This window comes from Shewanella sp. VB17, from assembly GCF_013248905.1.
GTDB lineage: Bacteria > Pseudomonadota > Gammaproteobacteria > Enterobacterales > Shewanellaceae > Shewanella.
On the sequence record NZ_JABRVS010000001.1, the window covers coordinates 959,506 to 977,687 of the forward strand.

18 protein-coding genes are annotated in these 18,182 nt (G+C 39.5%); 5 read left to right on the forward strand and 13 right to left on the reverse strand.

Annotated features, from left to right (window positions below; genetic code table 11):
• Positions 1–2: 2 nt before the first annotated feature.
• From HQQ94_RS04050 to HQQ94_RS04065, 4 genes are all read right to left on the reverse strand, one after another.
• A complete protein-coding gene (locus HQQ94_RS04050; RefSeq protein WP_173293214.1) occupies positions 3–782 on the reverse strand; it encodes a hypothetical protein in 780 nt (259 codons plus the stop codon).
• 247 nt (positions 783–1,029) lie between these two features.
• A complete protein-coding gene (locus HQQ94_RS04055) occupies positions 1,030–2,286 on the reverse strand; it encodes a M23 family metallopeptidase (RefSeq protein ID WP_173293215.1) in 1,257 nt (418 codons plus the stop codon).
• A 175-nt stretch (positions 2,287–2,461) separates the two neighbouring features.
• Positions 2,462–3,178, reverse strand: a complete 717-nt coding sequence (locus HQQ94_RS04060; RefSeq protein ID WP_173293216.1) for an oxidative stress defense protein — start codon at positions 3,176–3,178, stop codon at positions 2,462–2,464.
• Between the two features lie 218 nt (positions 3,179–3,396).
• Entirely contained in the window at positions 3,397–5,379 is a 1,983-nt protein-coding gene (locus tag HQQ94_RS04065) for a GGDEF domain-containing protein (RefSeq protein ID WP_173293217.1), read from the reverse strand.
• A 456-nt stretch (positions 5,380–5,835) separates the two neighbouring features.
• On the opposite strand from HQQ94_RS04065, the gene mpl reads away from it, so the two are divergent.
• The 5 genes from mpl to HQQ94_RS04090 all read left to right on the forward strand — a co-directional run bounded on the left by mpl (position 5,836) and on the right by HQQ94_RS04090 (position 10,362).
• A complete protein-coding gene (gene mpl, locus HQQ94_RS04070) occupies positions 5,836–7,227 on the forward strand; it encodes a UDP-N-acetylmuramate:L-alanyl-gamma-D-glutamyl-meso-diaminopimelate ligase (protein ID WP_173293218.1) in 1,392 nt (463 codons plus the stop codon).
• A gap of 64 nt (positions 7,228–7,291) precedes the next feature.
• On the forward strand, positions 7,292–7,930 hold the full coding sequence (locus HQQ94_RS04075; protein WP_173293219.1) for a flavin prenyltransferase UbiX: 639 nt from the start codon (positions 7,292–7,294) through the stop codon (positions 7,928–7,930).
• A 53-nt stretch (positions 7,931–7,983) separates the two neighbouring features.
• The gene (hpt, locus tag HQQ94_RS04080; protein ID WP_173296505.1) at positions 7,984–8,514 is read left to right on the forward strand and encodes a hypoxanthine phosphoribosyltransferase; all 531 of its coding nucleotides are present in this window, start codon (positions 7,984–7,986) and stop codon (positions 8,512–8,514) included.
• Positions 8,515–8,608: 94 nt separating this feature from the next.
• Positions 8,609–9,589, forward strand: coding sequence for an ABC transporter ATP-binding protein (locus HQQ94_RS04085; protein WP_173293220.1), 981 nt, complete (start codon positions 8,609–8,611; stop codon positions 9,587–9,589).
• 2 nt (positions 9,590–9,591) lie between these two features.
• On the forward strand, positions 9,592–10,362 hold the full coding sequence (locus HQQ94_RS04090; protein ID WP_173296506.1) for an ABC transporter permease: 771 nt from the start codon (positions 9,592–9,594) through the stop codon (positions 10,360–10,362).
• A gap of 36 nt (positions 10,363–10,398) precedes the next feature.
• On the opposite strand, the gene HQQ94_RS04095 is transcribed toward HQQ94_RS04090, so the two are convergent.
• From HQQ94_RS04095 to sfsA, 9 genes are all read right to left on the reverse strand, one after another.
• The gene (locus tag HQQ94_RS04095; RefSeq protein ID WP_173293221.1) at positions 10,399–10,797 is read right to left on the reverse strand and encodes a DUF4144 family protein; all 399 of its coding nucleotides are present in this window, start codon (positions 10,795–10,797) and stop codon (positions 10,399–10,401) included.
• Positions 10,778–11,287 (reverse strand): DUF4124 domain-containing protein, encoded by a 510-nt coding sequence (locus tag HQQ94_RS04100; protein WP_173293222.1) that lies wholly within the window; start codon positions 11,285–11,287, stop codon positions 10,778–10,780. Before HQQ94_RS04100 ends, HQQ94_RS04095 begins: the two co-directional genes overlap by 20 nt.
• 258 nt (positions 11,288–11,545) lie before the next feature.
• Positions 11,546–12,391, reverse strand: a complete 846-nt coding sequence (panC, locus tag HQQ94_RS04105) for a pantoate--beta-alanine ligase (RefSeq protein ID WP_173296507.1) — start codon at positions 12,389–12,391, stop codon at positions 11,546–11,548.
• Positions 12,392–12,593: 202 nt separating this feature from the next.
• A complete protein-coding gene (panB, locus tag HQQ94_RS04110; RefSeq protein ID WP_173293223.1) occupies positions 12,594–13,388 on the reverse strand; it encodes a 3-methyl-2-oxobutanoate hydroxymethyltransferase in 795 nt (264 codons plus the stop codon).
• Positions 13,389–13,517: 129 nt separating this feature from the next.
• Positions 13,518–14,018: a 2-amino-4-hydroxy-6-hydroxymethyldihydropteridine diphosphokinase gene (folK, locus tag HQQ94_RS04115; protein WP_173293224.1), complete on the reverse strand. Its 501-nt coding sequence runs from the start codon at positions 14,016–14,018 to the stop codon at positions 13,518–13,520.
• Positions 14,018–15,283 carry a polynucleotide adenylyltransferase PcnB gene (locus tag HQQ94_RS04120; protein ID WP_217274118.1) on the reverse strand — a complete coding sequence of 422 codons (1,266 nt, stop codon included), beginning with the start codon at positions 15,281–15,283 and terminating at the stop codon, positions 14,018–14,020. Before HQQ94_RS04120 ends, folK begins: the two co-directional genes overlap by 1 nt.
• Before the next feature lie 275 nt (positions 15,284–15,558).
• Positions 15,559–16,431: a tRNA glutamyl-Q(34) synthetase GluQRS gene (gluQRS, locus tag HQQ94_RS04125; RefSeq protein ID WP_173296509.1), complete on the reverse strand. Its 873-nt coding sequence runs from the start codon at positions 16,429–16,431 to the stop codon at positions 15,559–15,561.
• A gap of 225 nt (positions 16,432–16,656) precedes the next feature.
• Entirely contained in the window at positions 16,657–17,100 is a 444-nt protein-coding gene (gene dksA, locus HQQ94_RS04130; RefSeq protein ID WP_173293225.1) for an RNA polymerase-binding protein DksA, read from the reverse strand.
• Between the two features lie 160 nt (positions 17,101–17,260).
• Positions 17,261–17,983, reverse strand: a complete 723-nt coding sequence (gene sfsA, locus HQQ94_RS04135) for a DNA/RNA nuclease SfsA (RefSeq protein ID WP_173293226.1) — start codon at positions 17,981–17,983, stop codon at positions 17,261–17,263.
• Positions 17,984–18,182 lie beyond the last annotated feature (199 nt).

Sequence of the window (18,182 nt, forward strand, 5' to 3'; positions counted from 1 at the left end):
GTTCAGTTAGGATTAACCTTGGACTGGGAGTGTTGTAATTGAATAAATTTTGTAGCCTGAATTTGATAATTCTTAAACTTACCTTCGGATTTCATTTGACGAAACACATCGACTAATTTAACGGCAAGATCACTGTGACTGCTGTGTAGGTAACCATAAGACAAAATTTCTTCTAATTTGGCAATCATCAGGATATGACTATTAGTAAATTCTGGTGTGGCTAACAGAGATGTTGTGAGTGCCTTTGAGCCTATATAAATATCAATTCTTCCTCTTATTATTTTCCGTAGTGATTCTGCGGGACTGGATGAATCAGTGAGTCTGTCGGCAGCAACATATTGAGACAGTCGTAGCTTCGCTATTGCGATGCCACGATAATACTCAACCTTATATTCTTGTTTCTGAATATCTTCCCAAGAGTCAATTTTGATTGAGGGATCATAAGTATAAGCATTTATACTTCCTGAACCCAGTGGGTACTCTATTCGAATTAAGCTTGGGTGTGAATCTGAATAGGTAGACCATCTGATCGGTTCTCCATCTATTTTCCCTAAATCGATCATTTTACTTGCTCGGATGGCGGGCATAATCTTATAGGAGAAGTCAATATTAAGCCGAGAAAAGGCATCAGTGTAAACGAGTTCTGCCCATTTCATCGGGAGGCTAGCATTAGGATCAGCCATAAAAGCAAAAGTTATTTTTTGTTTATCTGCGGCTTCAGCCGCTAAAATGAGACTTAAGAGTAAAATCATTACGTTTATAAATTTAACGATGAGATGCATTTACCGCTCATTTTTCAAGTGTTCTAGCTTTTGAGTATAGGTCAAATTAGATGAGACATTAGCAGAAAAGGGGGTAGGGTTACTTATTTTTAAATCGATACATTTCCTTACTTGGCTGAACATCGACATTGAATTTATCTCCTATTGCTATCTGTAGAAGTCAGAAAGGGAGACAAATTCATTGAAGGAGATAAGGAAGAATGTATAAAATGATAATGAATTCATTATATAACAGATTTTTACCTTACTAATTGCCTGAGTTGTATAAAGGCGTCCAAGCACAAACAGTGCGGTTATTATCTAAGTCATATAGATTAAAGCGATTACAATTATCATCATAGTTACTGCGACCGACATTAATGGTATAGTGACTGAATTGCACATCTTGCAATGACATGTGACGCCCATTTTTCAATAATGAAAAATGCAAATGTGGTCCAGTTGAACTGCCTCCTTGGCACAAGGCTACGTTTCGATTGCTCGCATAGACACCTAATACGGTATTCGCATCTACGTATTGGCCATTGCTTACAGATAAGCTATCCATGTGATAATAATTGGTTGCCCAACCATTGCTATTAGTGACTCGAACTTGACAGCGTGATAGTACATTGACCGTTCCATTATGAGCAGAGGCGACAGAATAGGTTCTTTGCCCCCAGCGTGGCCAATTATAAGATACATCTATGGATGAAAGTGGATAACCTGATCCTGTGTGTGAATGAGCACCGTTAGATTTCCATGAGTAATCTATACGCCAGGGCATCTGCAGCATATCTTGCGGGGGAATATTTTGTTGTTTTGGCTGTTTTCCTTTTGTTGATTGTGAGTTTGCTACAGTTTTGTTGTTTGATAGCAATAGCTGTAACTCATCTTGTTGGTGGCCGAAGAGTAAACTTAATTGTTCGATAAAACGATCTAGCTCAAGCAGGGACTCTGGCTTAAACCGTTCTCTTTTATTTACATCTTGATTTAGTAGACCCAGTAAAGCGAAGCTTGCAGCATTTATAGCTTCACTGCTTTGTGGTTTATTTTGTAATTGAAATTCTTCATAGGCATAAAAACGTTGTGAAAGTTGGGCTAGTATATCTTGCAGTTGAGCATCGAAATTTTGCTGATTTGAGAGTGAGCCAAAAGGACGATCAAGGGCTTTATCGGTAGGTAATGAGATAATCTGTGATTGCATTTCCATTAAGGTCAGAATAATTTTTGGGTTAATACTGTAATATCCACTCCAATGTGTAATAAGCTCCTTTTTATCTATAAATTCTGGCATGTTGGTACGCAGATAACTGTCTAAGTCAAATTGTATAGCATCGAGGTCATATAAGAAAAATTGATTATTGAAAGGACGGATGACACTCGGAATATGAATGACATTTATGTCTGATGGCTTAAGATGGTATGGTGCTGTATGGATATCGGATGCTATCACGCGTGTACTAATGATGGTGGAAACCACGAGTATACGACTGATCAATAGTGCTGTGGTATAAATGTTCATATTTAGTTACATCCCTTTGGTAAGTTATGGTTAATAAATATTTTTTGTTTACTTATTGCTTTTAAGTAAGCTCAATAGTAATAGCACTTGATCATTATTTATACAATACGATTTACACAAACAAACGGTATTGGTAGGTATGACTAGGGGAGGCGTGTGGCCTCCCTGATAAGGATTATTCCAGTTTAAATATCACTTCAACACGATCCTTGATAGTGACTTGACCTTGTTGGTAGCTCTCAGCAATGTCGTAATTTGGACCCGCTTCATTCATCTTTAACATTACAGGACGTACAGGGTGCTGTTCGAAGTAACGTATTTCCCACACGCCATCGAGTTTTTCACCGAAACCTTCTGCAATAGACTGGGCTTTATTTTTTGCATCGATGATGGCAGCAGTTCTAGCTTTAGTAAGGTATTCCGTTTCTTTACTGGTTTTAAGGGCAATATTATTGATGCGATTGATCCCTTCTTCTAACGCAGAGTCTAATATACTGTTAAGTCGTGTTAATGCTTTGACTTTTACTATGACTTTTCTGTTCGCACTATAACCTATTAATTTAGCTGGTTTTCCTTTTGTGTATTGGTATTGTGGTTGTAGATATAAGTTGGCACTTTGTATATCTGCTTGTGTGATCCCAGCGGCTTTAAGGCGTTCGATAAATTTAGAGACAGCCTTATCGGAGAGAGATTTTGCCTCCTTGGCCGTTTTGGCTTTAATGGCAACTTCGACATTGATTTCTGCCATGTCAGCCTCAACGGTTAACAGGCTTACACCTACGGTTTCTAAATGTGGGAAGCTTATCTCACTTGCTTGTATCAGTGGTACTGTAAATACACAGCCATAGATAAATAGACTTGTCAGTGTGTTTGGTATGAGTGAACGCTGCATAAAAACTCCAATATATTGATATTCAATAATCTATTTGATATTTGTTAAGGTATAAACGGCTTAAAACTTGAAAAGGGGTAAATTTTCATGCCAAATGAATATTATATCGATATTTAATGATGAAGCTGGCTTCAAAACCTTGTTACAGACAATCGTACCGAATGGTGTTTTTATGAACCACAATGAATCGTCATCATTGGATGATTAGAGTCAAAACGTTATTTAATCAATTGTATAAATCTAAAGAGTAATCTATGGGCTCTTTTTTTTAAGTTAGCGATGTGTTGTATTGTTTTATATTTTGAATTACTTTTATCCTTTACAAGGTTATGTAAATTAGCTTCACCCGCTGCAACACGATTACGGCCTCCATTTTTAGCAATATAAAGTAGTTCATCAGCTTGGTTAGATAGTTCTGAAAAACTTTGTTGTTTGTCTGCAACTGCGACACCGAAACTGGCTGTAATACTAAAGGGAGTACCTTGTTGAGATGTAAAATGCAAATGACTTATTTTAATACGAAGATCTTCCGCCACCTCTACAGCTTGCTGCAGATATGTGTTGGGCAGTAAAATCATAAATTCTTCACCCCCAATTCGACCACAAATATCTTCGCGCCTTACGTTGTTAATAAATAAATCAGCCACCTTAACCAGAACTTCATCCCCTAAGGCGTGACCATAGGAGTCATTAACAACCTTAAAAAAATCGATATCTAATAAGATACAAGACATTATTGTATCTTCATCGAGCTTATATAGACTCAGTAATTTATTGGATAAATAACGTCTATTGAATAGCTTTGTAAGGCTGTCAGTATTAGCTATTTCTCCCCAACGGATCCTATGTCGATTCATTCTCCATGCGATAATTGAGGCAGCGATAGCCGAAATTATTGCGAAAAATATCAAAAGATTTAAGTATTCAATTTCATCTTCACTATTTTTTAACTCTAAGGTGTTCAGTACATTATTCCAACTGAGTTGCTCATTCTCAGCTTTTAATTTTTCTAAATCAAATAGTAATTTTTGTTTTTCAAGATTATCGATTTGCTCATCGGCACTGAATTTACCAAAACGTTGTTGATAATCAAGTAGGGTCAGGTAGGCATTTTTGGTGTCGCCTAAACCATAGTAAGCCTTAGATGCAGCTAAGTGAAGTTGAAGTTCTGAGTGATACAAAGACTTAAATTTGTTTAATTTTGGGCTGAGGATAGAGATAAGATCAATGGCTTCTTGGTATTTGTGATTAATTAAGAGTTCGTTGACCCTAAGTAAATTAAATTTACTGATATAATAACGTGAATGCTCACGTTTGCTTAAGGTTTGACTAGCAAGTAAATATGGCTTCATTCGTTGAATCTCACCAGTGTTAAGCAAGAGTTCAGCTATGTGCAAATTAATGCGAAAACGATGAAAACCGTCTCCTAGAACTTGAGCTAATGTCAGAGCTTGGAGGTACTCCTCAATGGCCTTTTTATCTTCACCTCGTTTTTTTGCGAGTTTGGCCATATCCATTTTTATGAGTAACAGATTAAAAGACATTTTGCGTTTTTTGAAAAAACGATAGGATTTTTCTAATAATAACTCTGCTTTATCGAAGCCATTTAAATGCAACAGAACTTCAGCTAAATCAGAGGATATTCGTGTAAGTAATACTTCATCATTACTTTGATTAGCGATTTCTAATGAGCTCATTAGTGCCGCCATAGAAGTATCATATTCCTCTTTATCACGATATGCCTTACCCTTAACAAGGAGGAATTCTGCTGTGGTTTCAGGATCATTAAATAATTCGACCTCCTGAAGTAAATGATTGAGTTGATCTAATACTATTTTACTTTTCCCTTGCAGTAACAGGGCCTGACTTAAGCTTAATTTGAGTTGAAACTGCTCTGCTTTGAATTCAGTATTATTTTGTGTATAAGTCATCCCTTTTTCTGCTGCTTGAATAGCATTTACAGGTTCATTGAGTAAGACCGACACTTTGGCTTTCAGCACGAAATAGCGAATTAATAAATAGGCTGGTTGTTTTTCTTTGAGCTCTACAGTCTCCATCTCTATAAGCCTAACTCGCGCTTTTATTGGTAAGGAATAGAGTTGAGCTTCAGCGATCTTTAAACTTCTAGAGAATCCCGATTCTGGTTCATTGGCGAAGAGTTGAATGCTATAAAGTGAGAATATTAATACTAAGACGCGCATTGTTGTACCTTGGAGACTATGACGATTTTTACGCATTTCCCACATTTAAATTAAGCTTAGCGTTATCGATATGTTTATTTTTACTGAGCAAAAAAAAATCAACAACTTATGTTTTTGAACAAAGAATAGTCAACAATGATACAGTATAAAATATCTTTTTTCTAAAGTATTTGCAGTTTATAAAACTAAAATTAGCGTAATGATAGGCGTTTAATTGTTTTTTTTAGAGAAAGCTAAACTTTATGTAGTTAATAAATTCAATGTAATTAATGGCTTTTGATGAAAGAAATGTTTAAGTGACAGCCTTTTTTGGTCGATTTTTGAGTGCCGATTGAGGATGTAAAAACCTAACATAATACGCTTAGAACGAGGTGATTTACGTCATTGTTAACTGACAAGGTGTCATCTTACCGATAGAATAGGCTTTATGTTATTCCTGATTAGAGCCGAGTTTATATGCATGTACACATCTTAGGGATCTGCGGCACTTTTATGGGGGGGTTGGCACTGCTTGCTCGAGCTGAAGGACATCGGGTTACCGGTAGTGACGCTAACGTATATCCGCCGATGAGCAGCCAACTTGAGGAGCAAGGTATTGAGTTGATACAGGGCTTCGATGCTAGTCAGCTTGGTAAAAATGAAGATGATGCACCTGATATCGTGGTGATTGGTAATGCCATGAGCCGAGGCAACCCATGCGTTGAAGCCGTGTTGAATCGTGGCATTACATACACCTCAGGACCGCAGTTTTTAGCTGAACATATTTTAAAAAACCGCTGGGTATTAGCGATTTCAGGTACACATGGTAAGACGTCAACTGCGAGTATGTTAGCTTGGATACTGGAAGATTGTGGCTATGAACCTGGTTTTTTGATTGGTGGCGTACCGCAAAATTTTGGTGTGTCAGCGCGTATGGGTAACTCTCCATTTTTTGTGGTAGAGGCTGATGAGTATGATAGTGCTTTTTTTGATAAACGTTCTAAATTTGTTCATTACCAACCACGCACCCTAGTGATTAATAATTTGGAATTTGATCATGCTGATATTTTTGATGATCTAACAGCAATTCAGCGTCAGTTTAATCATGTCATACGCACAGTGCCTAGTGAAGGTAAAATCATCTGGCCGAAAGAGAGTAAAGCCGTCGCCCAAGTGATTCAAATGGGGTGCTGGAGTGAGCAGGAAATCTATTGCAAGACAGTGCAAGGGAGTTTGAGTCAAATAGGTTGGTCGACGAGACTGATTGCTAAGGATGCTCATCGATTCGAATTGTTTTTCGACGGTGAATTACAAGGCATCTTAGATTGGGATTTGATTGGTCAGCATAACGTTGAAAATGCCACTATGGCTATTGCTGCTGCTCGTCATGTCGGGGTGAAACCTGATACTGCTATTAGTGCACTTGTTAAGTTTAAGCCGCCAAAGCGTCGTATGGAATTACTGGGGGAGGTGAATGGTGTGTCAGTCTATGATGACTTTGCTCACCATCCTACTGCGATAGCCACAACCTTAGAAGGAGCTCGTGCTAAAGTGGGTGACGGTAAGATCACCATCATTTTAGAACCCAGATCCAATACGATGAAGAGTGGGGTACATAAAGAGACTCTTGCCTGCTCAATGACGCTTGCTAATGAAGCTTACCTATATCAAGCTGATAATATAGGTTGGGATTTAGCTGCAGCGATGGAGCAAGCTACCTTACCCATTTTTGTACTATATGACATAGATGAAATCATTGATGCTGTCGTCAGTAAATCAATCTGTGGTGATACTATTATTGTGATGAGTAATGGCGGATTCGGTGGTTTGCATCAGAAATTATTAATGAAGTTAAGTTCAACTAATTAAGTGATTAGTGGTGTAAATTTCTACGCTTGACACTGATTTTTTACCGTTATGATAGAGATTGATAATGAGTTACCTTAAAAAAAATAAATCCATTAGTTTAGCTTGGACAGGAGCGTCAGGCGCTCCCTACGGACTTAAATTACTCGAATGTCTGTTAGTCGCTGATTATCAGGTGTTCTTAATGATAAGCAGTGCTGCTAGGGTGGTATTAGCCACAGAGCAGGGGCTTAAGTTGAGTGCAAACAGTGATAAAGCTAAAGCGCAATTATTGGTATTTTTTGCCGATCTAGGGGTTATATTTACCGGTGAACTTCACTTGCTGGGTAAAGATGAATGGTTCTCCCCTCCAGCTTCGGGATCGGCTGCGCCGAAAAAAATGGTGATTTGTCCCTGTAGTACCGGAAGCTTGGCGGCTATTGCGACTGGAATGAGCAATAATTTGCTAGAGCGTGCCGCTGATGTTGTCATCAAAGAACGAGGTCAATTGATCTTAGTTCCCCGAGAAACTCCTTTTAACTCTATACATTTAGAGCACATGCTGTCACTTTCTCGGCTCGGTGCCACCATTATGCCTGCTTCACCAGGCTTTTATCATGATCCCAAATCTGTTCAAGATCTGGTAAACTTCTTAGTCGCCCGAATTCTCGATCATTTGGGTGTCGAACATCAATTAACACATCGTTGGGGTTATGAACAAAAATAATGTCAGCGGTCGCACCACATTAAGATATCTTATAAGGCTATGCTGTGAGTACTATGAAACACACGATTGAAGAGATGATCTCTGTCGAAGAGATTGACCAGAAACTTGATCTACTCGCTGGGCAGATCAATGCACATTACGCTAATAGCGAACGTTTACTCATGGTGGGCTTGCTGAAAGGCTCTGTGATATTTATGGCGGATCTATGTCGTCGTATTAAAGGTCATGTAGAGATCGATTTTATGTCTGTGTCTAGTTACGGTAATGCGATGACCAGTACTCGGGAAGTCAAAATTCTCAAAGATGTACAATCAGATATTAAAGGCCGTGATGTATTGATCGTTGAAGATCTTATCGATTCAGGAAATACGCTGAATAAGATCCGTGACATGCTCATGTTACGTGAGCCTAAAAGCTTGGCACTGTGCACATTACTAGATAAACCTCAGCGTCGAGAAATTGATGTACCTGTCGATTTCATTGGTTTTACTATTCCTGATGAGTTTATTGTTGGATACGGTATTGATTATGCCGAGCAATACCGTAACTTGCCTTATATCGCGAAAGTTATCCCTTTGGATTAAGCTATTTCGTTCCGTTTAAAATCCCGCTTCATGCGGGTTTTTTATTGGATGGTGAATTAAATCAATAGTAGTAAACAAGGAATTAAGACAAACAATGGCGAATATAGAACATGCCTTGGTTATTGACTCCCTAAGAAAAACCTATAAAGGCGGAGTTGAAGCAGTAAAAGGAATGAGTTTAACAGTTAATAAGGGAGATTTTTTTGCCTTACTTGGGCCTAACGGAGCAGGTAAGTCGACCACTATCGGCGTTATCAGCTCATTGGTACAAAAAACATCGGGAACAGTCTCGGTATTTGAGCATGATATAGACAATGAACTTGAGCTGGCTAAATTATGCATTGGTCTTGTCCCACAAGAGTTTAATTTTAATCAATTTGAGAAGGTGTTGCAGATTGTTGTTAATCAAGCTGGTTATTATGGTGTCTCACGGACACTCGCTATACAGCGTGCTGAAAAATATCTAACACAGTTAGATCTTTGGGAAAAGCGTGATAGTCCGGCTAGAGAGCTTTCCGGTGGTATGAAACGGCGTTTGATGATAGCTCGAGCCCTGATGCATGAGCCTAAGTTGCTCATCTTAGATGAGCCAACAGCAGGTGTCGATATTGAACTTAGACGTTCTATGTGGAGTTTCCTGACAGAGCTTAATCAGCAAGGAGTGACGATTATCTTAACCACTCACTATTTAGAAGAGGCTGAGACCTTGTGCCGCAATATAGGCATTATTGATAATGGTATTTTGGTTGAATGTACCAGTATGAAATCACTGCTAAGCCGCTTGAATATGGAAACATTTATTTTAGATCTAGAGGCAGATTTGATCGATACCCCAGAGTTAGAGGGATTTGTTTGCCGGTTAGTGGATGGGCATACATTAGAAGTCGATGTAGCAAAAGAACTCAGTGTTAACAGTCTGTTTATTCAACTCAGTGAACAACATATTCAAGTGCTTTCTATGCGTAATAAGGCCAATCGTCTTGAAGAATTATTTGTTGAACTCGTTGAAAAAGGTAAGCGTGAAGATAGCATAATCTTGCCAGAAAATAGAGTAGTTAAAGAGGGCGTAGTATGAATATGAGGCGTCTATATGCTACTGCATTTAAGAGTATATTAACCAAAGAAGTGAATCGTTTTACTCGGATTTGGGTACAAACTTTAGTGCCGCCAGCTATCAGTATGACTTTGTACTTCTTAATATTTGGTAATTTAGTGGGTAAGCGGATAGGTGAAATGGGAGGGGTCTCCTATATGGAGTTTATTGCGCCAGGGCTTATCATGATGGCAGTGATAACCGCATCTTATTCCAATGTTGCTTCTTCATTTTTTAGTGCTAAATTTCAGGGGAATTTAGAAGAATTGATTGTTGCACCAGTGCCTCATTATGTCATTATTGCTGGTTATGTGGGTGGGGGTGTTGTTCGCGGTTTGTGTGTCGGTACGATTGTGACTTTAGTGGCCTTATGTTTCGTCGATATCAGTTTGCAGCATGTAGGCTTAGTGGTTGTGACGGTATTATTAACCTCAATTTTATTTGCACTAGGTGGGTTAATCAATGCGATATTTGCCAAAAGTTATGATGATATTAGTTTAGTGCCAACCTTCGTATTGACACCGCTAACTTATCTCGGTGGGGTATTTTATTCTCTGTCCTTGTTACCTGATTTTTGGCAAGGGGTGTCACAGCTTAATCCCGTTGTTTATATGATCAATGTATTTCGCTATGGTTTTCTAGGTTATGCCGATATCAGCGTGCCTTTCTCAATAACCATTATGGTGTTGTTTTGTATTACTTTATGGACATTGGCGTATTATCTGATTAATCGTGGCATAGGATTGAGGAGTTGAGGAGAGTTATCTTTGTTGGGTGGCTAATAAACAAGGTTAACTGTCTTCTTCTAAATATCGAATAATATTTAACGCTTGGGTAAAATTTTTAGGCCTGAGTTTTTTTGTGCAGCAGTGGCCGAGTAGGCTGGCATGATATTGGATTTTTTTTATTATCTCCTCTAGTGTAATGTCTTGAGGGGATATTTCCCAATTAATGACTTTTTTGTTGTTGCTCATGATATAAGTATTTCCTAATGAATCAAATAGTTGCGTGTTGATGTGAAGATGTTGCTGAGGTTCAATCAACCAAGCTTCTTGTGATCCTAAATATACCAGTTCATCGTGTTGTGGCTGAATAAGAATGGCAGGCCATGTAATGTTGGTGTGATTATTTTTTATTGATGTATTTTTGTTGGAATTCATTTGACTTGCTTCACTGTGCTTCTGTTTCATTTTTTTGTTCTATCTGTGCTTTGTGAGTTTGGAGCAGAGTAATAATTTGATTGTTACTTGCTTTCATCTCATTAAAATGAGCCTCTATTCTGGCTATATCTGCAAGATATTCAGGATCTTGTGTACCTTTATGTTGCCAGTAATATTTACGTCTGACTTTCTGAAGTTCATTAGCAGTTAAAATTTCAAAATAACTATTCTCTTGATGTAGTCTATAAATTTCAGTATCGAGGAGCTCAAGTTTTTTTTCTAGGGAGAAGCTATTTCCTGTGAGCAGTTGTTGAATAGGATCGGCTTTAGTGACCGTTTTATCTGAGTCTATTTCTGTGGTGATCCCTAATTCGAATTCAATTTTTCGTTGACTGTAGTCTTTTTTACATGGATTTTGGCTAAATACTGTTTTGCTGCCTTTGACACATTTATAAATAATATTCGCCTGTGCTGAATGCATGATGAATAGGCTTATTATTACGACTATCACTTTTGCCATTAAGCTATAGAATCCTATGCATGGGGCTATTAATCGCTATTTAGGCGATTAGACAATACTTAAGGGAAAAATATATCTGACATCAGATAAAGGTGTCTTTTATCAGCGAATGATAAGTATTATGGCGTAACTTATCTGATAAAACCAGTTTTTGAGATCCTTAATGGATAAAATGCTTATTGAAAAGAAACAAGTATTTATATTTTTGACCATAGAGAGAAAAGGGGCGTGATAAGCAATGCCCCTCTTAATATGGGATCAACGTATAAAGCATAGGTTGTCGATAAGACGAGTGTCCCCGATATAAGCCGCTGCGAGTATAACAAGCTCGCTGTGGTTATCTGTTACCTGTGATAGGTCTTTTGTGCTGCGAAGTTCTATATAATCAGGTGTAAAGCCGGCAGTGATAAGTGCTTGTTGAGCGTTCTTGATAGCTAGCGGTGCAGACTGACCTTTTTTAATGGCTAGGCAAAGTTTATCTATGGTTGTTTTTAGTTGTGCAGCTTGGTTTTTTTGTTCACTTGTCAAGTAACCATTACGTGAGCTCATGGCTAAGCCTGAAGCTTCACGTATAGTCTCTATCCCCATGATTTCAATCGGCATAGAAAGATCGTCAACCATGGCTTTAATGATCATTAATTGTTGAAAGTCTTTACGACCAAATAATGCGATATCCGGTGTGACAATGTTAAACAGTTTGCAGACGATCGTAGCGACACCACGAAAGTGTCCTGGTCGACTGGCACCGCAAAGTTGATCACCTATCTCAGGTACTTCGACATAGCTTTGCTGCTGCATTCCTTTGGGATAAATGGTTTCTGATGTTGGGGTAAATAATAACTCGACACCCGCTTGACTTAACGCCAGTTTGTCAGCTTCTAATGTTCTAGGGTAGGCGCTGAGATCTTCAGTGGCTCCAAATTGCATTGGATTGACAAAGATAGAGGAGACAACATGATCGGCATGTTTCATCGCTTCGTTAATTAGGGTCATATGACCTAAATGAAGATTACCCATAGTAGGTACGAAGGCAATAGATTCGCCTTTTACACGCCACGCGAGTATTTGAGCACGAACTTGATTGATGTTTTGAGTGGTGATCATTTTACGACTGAATTGCCTTAATGCTGTTGAGTAACTTCTGCCATGCCTGTTGGACACCTTGGTAGAAAATGGGTGCAGTGTAAGTGATATCGACATGGGAATACCCATTTTATCAATCACTGCTTTGTTCAGCTATCCTATGAAACGATCATCTGAGGTCGTTTGGGAATAAGTCTATCTACATTGATAAATATCCACAGTTTTAATTAAATGTGTGTTCACTACTGGGGAAAATCCCTTTTTCAACTTCATCTTTATAAGCACGAATAGCCTCATGGATCTCACCGGTTTGCTTAAGATAGTTTTTGGAAAAACGAGGGATATAGCCACTAGAAATACCGAGGACATCGTGCATCACTAATATTTGTCCATCCGTGTCAGCACCTGCACCTATTCCAATGACGGGTATTGTGAGTGTTTCACTGATGGTCTTTGCGAGTTGTGCTGGAATACATTCGACAACAAGTAGCTGTACGCCTGCCGCTTCTAATGCTTTGGCTTCTGTGAGAATTCGCTGGGCATTATCATCATCACGGCCTTGAATTTTAAATCCACCAAAAAGATGTACAGATTGAGGTGTTAAGCCTAAATGAGCGCAAACAGGAATACCTCGCTCAGTGAGTTTAGTGACGGTTTCAAGTAACCAGTGACCGCCTTCAACTTTAACCATGTTTGCACCAGCTTGCATCAGTATGGCTGCATTCGTCATTGCTTGTTCTATTGTTGCGTAGCTCATAAATGGCATATCCGCGATAAGCAATGAACGCTTAACGCCACGACGTACACAGCGAGTATGATAAGCAATATCGGCTATCGATACGGGGAGTGTATCGTCATGGCCTTGTAGCACCATCCCCATAGAATCACCTACGAGCAGAACATCAATTCCCTCACTGTCGAATGCATTGGCAAAACTGGCATCGTAGGCCGTCAGTGCGGTGAATTTTTTACCTTCTCGTTTACATTCAAGTAGGCTAAAGCTAGTTATCTTAGACATAGTGATAATCTTAAATCCAGTTATAAACTTAAAAAGTAGTGCATAAATATGGTTCAATGCTGCAAATAATTTGGGATACCCAAATCTTAGTAGTGTGCTTTATATGCTAACTTAGCGTTGAATTCAATATTATCTGACGATTTGTTCTAATTCTGCTGCTAATTCGCTATTGATGAATTGGCTCAGTGGTGTTGAGCAGGGCAATATGAGCGTTGGGGCGATATCAGCTAAAGGGATCAACACAAAGCTACGCTGCTTCATACCGTAGTGAGGCAGAACGAGTCTGGTTGAGCTGATGACTTTCTTATCATATAACAATATATCGAGATCTAAGGTGCGCGGGCCCCAACGTTCTTGTCTCACACGTCCCTGTTCATTCTCTATCTTTTGTAACGCATCAAGCAGAGCGATAGGAGTCAGCTTTGTTTCGAAATAGACAACAGCATTGACATAGTCAGGTTGTTTTATCTCGCCCATAGGCGTTGAACGGTAATAGGGGGAGATATTAAGCGAGGTTAACCCGTCAATTTGATTAACCATTGCCAACTCAGCTAGGGCCTGGCAAGCATTGTCTAGCTGAGCGACAGGATCTGTGAGGTTTGCCCCTAGTGCGACAAAAACCTTAGCCATTATTCTTCAGGCTTGGCAATTTTATTTGCTGGTCTACGGCGCTTACGTGGGTTAGGATGCCGATTATTGCTACCTTTATTATTTGAGCGAGCGATGACACTACGCTGCTCTTCACCTGCTTCGACAAAACTTTTCCACCAAGAGGCAGACTTTGCAACAGAACCGCCTTCTGCATCAGCTCTTAATAATAGTAAATCGTAAGCTGCGCGGAACTTAGGGTTCTCTATAAACTTAAATGCTCGAGTGCCCTGATTACGATCAAAACGCAATTGCAGTTGCCAAATATCTTTTGCGGGCGTACTGAAACGGCGTGGGAGACTAATAGTACGGCATTGTTGTTCCATAACATCTCCCATAGCAGCATAATAAGCATCATATAGGCTCAGCCCACTTTCAACAGCGATATCGTCCGCCCGTTGAGTCAGCGGATACCACAAAATCGCGGCATAGAAAAAAGCAGGTGTCACTGTTTTTTCTGCATTGACTCTAGCATCAGTATTTTTCATGATGACTTGTAGCATCTTGTTTGCGGAGCCTTTAGGATCTTCGACAAGGAGTGAGTCTACTAATGGGAATAGCGGTTGAAATAATCCAAATTCACGCATCATGGTAAAATTGTTTTCTGCTTGCCCATTGAAGAAAAGTTTCAGCACTTCTTCATACATACGTGCAGCAGGGATGTCTTTTAATAATGGAGCAAGCTGGTAAATAGGCGCTGCGGTTTCTTTTTCAACGGTCATACCAAGTTTAGTGGCGAACCGAACAGCTCTAAGCATACGGACTGGATCTTCACGATAACGGGTATTAGGATCGCCAATCATTCTAATTGTACGAGAATGAAGATCTTCTAAGCCACCGCCATAACTGTGAATAGAAAAATCGCTGATATCGTAGTAGAGGGCGTTAACAGTGAAATCACGACGCTCGGCATCTTCATCTATGCTGCCATACACATTATCACGTAGAAGACGGCCTTCGGCATTGGTTTTGGAAATCTTTTCTTCGTTATCAACATGGTGACCACGCAGTGTCGCCACTTCGATAACATCACGTCCAAAAACGATGTGTGCTAAACGAAAGCGTCTGCCAACAAGCCTACAGTTACGAAACAGGTGTTTTATTTCCTCGGGTGTTGCGTTGGTCACCACATCAAAATCTTTAGGTTGAAACCCAAGTAAAATATCTCGCACGCCTCCACCGACTAGATAAGCCTTAAAACCTGACTTATGCAGTCGGTAAAGTACCTTTATGGCATTTTCGCTCATCTGACTACGAGAGATAGAGTGATCTTGTCTCGGGACAACCGACAACGTTAGACCTGTTTGTGTGGTCTTTTCAGCTGTTTGTTTGTTGTCAAATAGTTGCTTACAGAATTTGCTTATACGGCGGAAAATGGGACACCTCGAACATAGAACTAAATTATGGATTGTAATAAGTGGGTATGATAACTCAAATAAGCGATAATGAGTATAGGTAGCATTAATGCAGTTTCAGAGTGCAGTTTAGCTTAGCGGAACATCACTATGTAGATGAGCTAATTTTAATTCGATAGGATGATTTCAGCGTGTTTAGGGATTGCTTTTAGATCAAATTGAATCACCGCCTGAGCCAGCATAATACGAATGTCAGTGTGTTTTTGGATCATTGGTTGGCCTAGAAAAGCGAGCGCAGCATTGAGGCTTGATTGCGGTTGCCGAGTATCAAGAGCCTGTGCGTGATTTTGCTTAGAGAGCTTCATTCCCGGTGCATGGCAGACTAAAGGTAGGTGTAACCACAGAGGTGTCGGATATTCAAATAAATTAAATAGGCTGGCTTGTCGACAGGTTGGATTGAGTAAATCGCAACCACGTACCACCTCTGTGATCCCTTGGTAAGCATCATCCATCACAACGGCAAGTTGATAAGCGTAGAGACCATCACTTCGTTTGATAATAAAATCTTCACCAGCAAAAGTGGTATCAGTACTAATTTTACCCATATGTTGATCTTGAAAATGATCGATGGCTATCGAATTTCTGATCCTAATAGCGCCCTTTCTAGGTGGGGTCTTTAATCGGCCGCAGCGGCCATCATAAGAGCCGCCCATGGCTTGAATTTGCTTGCGAGAGCATTGACAGTAGTAGGCTTTATCCTGAGTAAGTAGCTGGTTAATTTTATCTTGATAGGCATCGACTCGGTGACTTTGATATAAAATTTCTTCATCCCATTCCAAGCCATAAGCGGTTAATGTATGCAGTATTTTATTGGCAGCATCGGCAGTTTCTCTTGGCGGATCGATATCTTCGATGCGCACTAACCATTTTCCCCCTTGAGAGCGAGCCCTAAGATAGCTCCCTAATGCAGCCACTAATGATCCAAAATGCAAGGGGCCTGATGGAGAAGGAGCGAAACGCCCGACATAGGGGGTTTGCATTAATGATTTGTTATGGAGTGTTTGTAAGCTCAAAATGACGTTACCTGTGACAGTGTTACACTGTGATGTCTAGAGGTTAACAGAGAGTGTATTAAGGTTAGTTAGACTTTGATAATGATAGATAAAAGTGATAGTTGAATTAAGTTTGAGGAAATATTCATCACGGATAGTTTAGCGGAGCAATCAAGCTCCGCATAATCTATCGATGATTTTAATAAGGGTAGGTTAACCAGCCATCTGTTTTTCTTTTATCTCAGCCAGTGTCTTACAGTCAATGCATTGATCGGCTGTTGGACGAGCTTCGAGACGACGAATACCAATTTCGATACCGCAAGAATCACAGAATCCGAAATCATCATCATCTATTTTCTGAATTGTTTTTTCGATCTTTTTAATCAGTTTACGTTCTCTATCACGCGCACGAAGTTCAAGACTAAATTCTTCCTCTTGCGCTGCACGGTCGACAGGATCAGGGAAGTTTGCTGCTTCATCTTGCATGTGATTAAGAGTACGGTCTACCTCTTCACGCAATTGGTTTCGCCAAGCATCCAGAATTGTTCTAAAGTGGCTCAGCTGATCGGTGTTCATGTACTCCTCACCAGGTTTTTCCTGATAAGCTTCTACACCTGCGATAGCGAGCACGCCAAGTTTTTTAGTGCCTTCTGGCATAACGCATCTCCTGTTAATCTTTTGCTTTATTAGGGCGCTTGTATTTTAAGGGCGATATCTATAGCAGAAAGATATAAACCAAGCAAATTATTTGTATGTATTTATCAATATCCTTTGACTATGTTCCCTATTTGTAATTAATTCAACTTTTAGGGGTAAATTAGAAGTTGACAGGGCATGATTTAAGCAAGAAAGCCTGATTTGGCGACATTTCTGTATAATAAGCTAATATTTCTACACCTGCTTGATGTGCCTGTGTGAGTCGTTGTGCATAATCAGGATCGATGTGTTTTGCTGCTTTGACCGAGCTTATTCCTGTATGTTGGATCACAAATAATAAGACTGCACGATACCCTAATGAGACCATTTCTATGAGTTCCCGTAAATGCTTCTGTCCACGAGTGGTGACAGAATCGGGAAAATAACCTTGCTCACCTTCCAGTAAGGTACAACTTTTTACTTCAATGTAGCATAGAGGTTTAGGTTTTTTATGTTTGCCATTATCATCGCTGAGTAAAATATCGATGCGACTATTTTCAAGCCCATATTTGACTTCTCGCTTGAGGTTGTCATAGCCTTGAAGTTCTGTGATGACTCCAGATTTTATGGCATCTTCTGCTAGTTGATTTGCACGACCAGTATTGATGCCTATTATATCTCCTGTATCAGACTGAGCTTGTTCCCATGTTCTAGCGTATTTTCGTTTAGGGTTATCAGAGTGTGAAAACCACACTTTTTGGCCTTCAAAAAGGCAGTTTTTCATGGACCCAGTGTTGGGGCAGTGGATGGTGACTTCACTGCCGTCGGCCAGACGTATATCGGTGAGAAAACGCTTGTAGCGTTTGATCAAAATGCCTTGTTCTAGCGGGGGAGTAAATTGCATGCTGAATTCAATGGTTATTGATAATATAGTCAGATTAACAGGTCTTGCTATTAATGAGTCATAAAGCATAGAGATTAAATGGTTTTACTGATCAATACCCACACAAAACGAGGCTTTTTTCGTTAAAAAGTAGTCGTTTTTTTAGATTAATTTTGATCGCAGTAAACTTGTTGTCAAAGCTGGAATTGGATAAAAATAG